General features: G+C 36.8%; 4 protein-coding genes. All 4 read right to left on the bottom strand.

Annotated features, from left to right (window positions below; genetic code table 11):
• Window positions 1-151: 151 nt before the first annotated feature.
• Window positions 152-1,126, bottom strand: coding sequence for a transposase (locus H5154_RS22340; protein ID WP_182719669.1), 975 nt, complete (start codon window positions 1,124-1,126; stop codon window positions 152-154).
• Window positions 1,127-1,512: 386 nt separating this feature from the next.
• Window positions 1,513-2,034, bottom strand: coding sequence for a hypothetical protein (locus H5154_RS22335; RefSeq protein ID WP_182719668.1), 522 nt, complete (start codon window positions 2,032-2,034; stop codon window positions 1,513-1,515).
• Window positions 2,035-2,167: 133 nt separating this feature from the next.
• Window positions 2,168-2,827, bottom strand: coding sequence for a hypothetical protein (locus H5154_RS22330; RefSeq protein WP_220493439.1), 660 nt, complete (start codon window positions 2,825-2,827; stop codon window positions 2,168-2,170).
• A gap of 226 nt (window positions 2,828-3,053) precedes the next feature.
• On the bottom strand, window positions 3,054-4,070 hold the full coding sequence (locus H5154_RS22325) for a PIN-like domain-containing protein (protein WP_310736632.1): 1,017 nt from the start codon (window positions 4,068-4,070) through the stop codon (window positions 3,054-3,056).
• Window positions 4,071-4,229: the final 159 nt, after the last annotated feature.

Here is a 4,229-nt window from a genome sequence, read left to right as displayed (position 1 = left end):
ATACCCCAACATACGCCTAAAGATCAGCAGCGCAGATTATCGAGTTGATATAATTAAAGAAAGCATTGATTGCGTCATTCGAGTGGGTAATCTTGACGATAGCAGCCTTATCGCTCGCCCATTAAAAAAGATGCCAAAAAACCAAAAGGGGTCAAATCTTGACTTCAGATATCAAACAATCTCGAAGTTTTTCTAATTGCAATTCAACCTTCTTATCTTCAATCATTAATGCATTTAATCTACCGACAGTTTTTGATATCGCCGAATAGTGTTTAACATTAAAAACATCTGCTAATGCCTGCAAATTTAATCCCGTTAAATCTTGGCATAATTTTATAGCAAACCAGCGTGGTAAATTTTTCTCTTTTCGCCCCTTTTTAACCGTTATAATCTCATCAACTTCAACATTAAAGTGTTTAGCTAAGTAAGCTATAACATCATCTGCTGAGCGTTTTTTACTAACAAGCTTTCTTTCGCTATCTGATTTAACAATATAGTCTTTTATGTTTTCAATAAAGTCCTCACAACCCAAAACCGACAATAACTTTTTAGCACTATAAAAAGCGCTTATTTCTTTATTGTTTTCATATTCAACAAATTGCTTATAAGCAGCATATTTACGCTTTTTGCCTTGCAGCGAAAATATAAAGCCTCGGACTAGCCATTTAGGCGTCGCTCCCCTTTTAATGAAAGCTGGATAACTAGACCATTTATACTTAGCAAGCTCTTCTACCAACGGTATGTTCGTTTCAATTGGGTTACGATGAATATACCGACTAACATGCAATAAATAGTTATCAGCATCCACCAGCACCGCTTTGTAGCGCCCTCGAAACAGCGCACCATCGGTGTTATGTACTCTATTAAAGTATTGGGTGTAAAGGCCATTAATATGCTTCATGGCTCGGCCTAAATTTGCATCAGGGGTTTTGATTAGCAGGTGGTAATGATTGGTCATTAAACAATATGAATGCACTTCAATATTAAAGCGAATACTTGCTTGCTCAATGCAATGTAAAAAATACTTAAAGTCGTTATCACTTAAAAAGATATTTTCGCGCCCTCTCCCTCGATTCATTACATGATAAAACGCATTTTCATACTCTATTCGCAGCGGCCTAGACATAGTAATTCACTCAATGAATAGTAAACTATAAATCTAGACCTTTGATGTCTGAAGTCAAGATTTGACCCCTTTTATTTACTAAACGATGACTGAGGCGAAAGCCAAGGGCCTTAATTAATCATCAATGATGCTTAATTAAACTGCCTAAATTCATATGGGTGACTGGTGCATATTCACACCAATCGACGTCATTACTGGATGCATAGTCATATTTAAAGTGAGTTTAAAAAGTAACAACACTTGGTTTTTTGAATAAAAAGATCAAGAAAACACAGCTGCCTGCTTGACCGGAACTTTCTAATGGGTGACCCCTTTGAGTTTTAAGTGCCAAAAACTGCCGTTCGGTAACCGCCCAATTAAGGTGTGAGCCACGCTTAAATTGTTTGTTATGCCTTTTGCCTCTTAACTATGATTAAGTCTAGAATTTTTTTCTTCCAGTACTCCCAATAATACGAAGAATCCTCACTCCACTTTTTGTAAATGATTCGATATCGAATTGAATTACAAGTGAGTAGTTCAGCAATAAAATAGAACTGTAAACAAGCTGCCCTTTGAGATACCAAGTCTTGAACACTAGCTTCATGAATAAAACCATCATTTTCATTGCACTTTTTAACAAACACTTCACTTTTTTCCAGCGAGGTTTTTAGATGTTTCATCAAGTTAGCAAATGGAAGGTAAGGAATAAATTTAATCATGCCCATAGTAAATTTAATTCTATTGACTGGATCTAGTTCCATGATTATGACTGAACTAAGCTCTTCGCCTCGCAAACGAGTTTTTACCAAATGATTATAATACGAGACCACTTTTACTGCGTTTCGTTTTTCATAATACAAAGAAGTATATAAAATAATAAGAGGGGTCATCAATGTACAACAAAATAAAATCACACTCGATATAGTCACAATTATCGCCTTGGTTAAACGCCAACGGAGGCAACTCCGCGTTAAACGGCTAAATATAGTTGGTTACAATGTTGAACGGAGTGAAAATAACCAACTGTATTTTTTCCGATTTTTAAACGCCTTGTTAGGCGAATTACACTCCATTTATATTTATTAGATACTCTATGAACTGACTTTCCCACCCTTGCATTCTCATTGTCTTTGGATGAGGAGTTCGGTAACTTTTAAACGGTAAATTTGGGTGCGAAAGCTTGCAGAAATGTTTCGTAGGCAATCCGTGAATATCCTCCATCAGCAAACCGTCATAAATATTCTTTAATCTCCAGTCGTATTTATGATTCGTGTAGAACAGGCAAATATCTGGCTTAAGAATTTTAATTTCATCAACTAGGATTCTGTCAAACTGTGGCATTTCAAGCTCAACATCACCAACGGGAGAGCCTCCATTATGATCAAAGCGATTCAAATTTGACCAAGCACATGAATAAGGCTCAATGTTAAGTAGCCTCTCTACTTTTCTTGTCACGTTCCAAAATGGTGAACTAACATAGTTTTTACCTACATTAAATTCTTCATAGCATGAGATTTGCGCATTTATATCAGTATATTCTGATGCCCAACCATAGGTTTCCTGACCAATGATCAGTAACTTTGTTTCTTGACCGTAATATGCTTTTGGATTAATCAATAATGGACCATGAAGACATTCTTCACTAAATTTATCAGTAAAACACTGAAAATCATTTAATGATTTTTGGTAAAGATTTTTTAGTAACTCATTAGATGAAATCATTTTAGTCCTTACAATTTATATACTTATTAATTCTACCCGCGACACTAATGCGCCTAACGAGGCTGTAGAATAACTCCAACAGCCACATTCAATTAAAAAACGAGCTCCTGAAATTAACTCTAAGCGTGTTTAAAGCATTAGGTAATGCATTTGGAACCCATAAAACGGGCTGTTTTTCTTAAAAAAGAGTAATTCTACAGCCTCAACGCCAAAATCAGCGGCGAGTTTACGAGTCTGCTGCATTTTCTTGTTCAATGTATTTCATGTGGCGAGCCAATTCATGCTCAAGCTGCATTGTGCGGTGCTGCAGCTCTTCATACCTGCCTTTTGACTCTTCTAGTCTGCTTCTTACTGAATGATAATTCTCATTTATATCTGAATAGTGACGCATGAACGGCTCCATATCTATTTCACGATCATCCTCTGAATAGCTTTCTCTATATTTTCTCAACTCCATTCTTTCAGCGTCTAACATATGACGCTTCTCTTGCAGAGAAGACATTTCACTTTCATGTTTCATCATTTGATGACGAGTGTGCTCAAGTTCTTGCATCATATGATTAATCTTAGACTTTTGGCGGTTGAGTAGTTCATATTCTTGTTTTTTCCGAAACGCCATTCTATCTCGGCGCCTTACTTCACGAATCTCTTCAACAATCTCTGGGCTAACCTGCTCACCAAGATTTTCCCTAGCTAGCTCAAGGAAGCGATCAGCTTGATACATATGAAAGGTATTTTTAGCGTTATCCTTAAACTCCTTCACCAACTCAGGACGGGGGCCAACCGTCTTGCCTTTGAACTTTTCCCACCAATCTTCTTTCTTATCATCAGTAACAAGTACGATACCTTTATCAACTTCAATAGAGTGCTCTAAAACTTGCTTCCAAACTATCAAATCACCAAACTCGCGACACTTGTCAGAAAATACCTCAGAATCCTTGGATTTTGATCCATCTTTAAATCCTGGCGGAATCTTTTGTCTATAGCGTTCTTCGCCTTCAATTATCAACTTCTCTAATTTTTCTTTTTCAAAAGGCTCGCCGACCCTATTTTCAAATATTTTTGATAGTGAATCCTTTATCTCATCATTCGATATTCGCCTTGTATGAAATTCTTTGTTGCGTAACAATTCCTCGCATAAGCTATTAAACACAGAGTCAACTTTACGCATTGTCGGTGCGCTGACAAAAGGATGCTGCCTAGCATTGTCCAAGTCACTTTTAAGACTGTTAATAGATTTAATCGTCGAATCGTAGGATTGTTCTTGCTGACCTATTACCGGAGTTTTTCAAGTTAGTTGTCGCCTCAAGTTAAATTTTATGCCGCCCGCATTTCTTCTTTTTTCTCAGGATTCAAATTTACTTCGTTTATCATTGACCAATCTCGTGACTTTCCTGACCAA

Source organism: Pseudoalteromonas sp. SR44-5, from assembly GCF_014163675.1.
GTDB lineage: Bacteria > Pseudomonadota > Gammaproteobacteria > Enterobacterales > Alteromonadaceae > Pseudoalteromonas > Pseudoalteromonas rhizosphaerae.
This window is presented reverse-complemented; position numbering and strand designations above follow the sequence as displayed.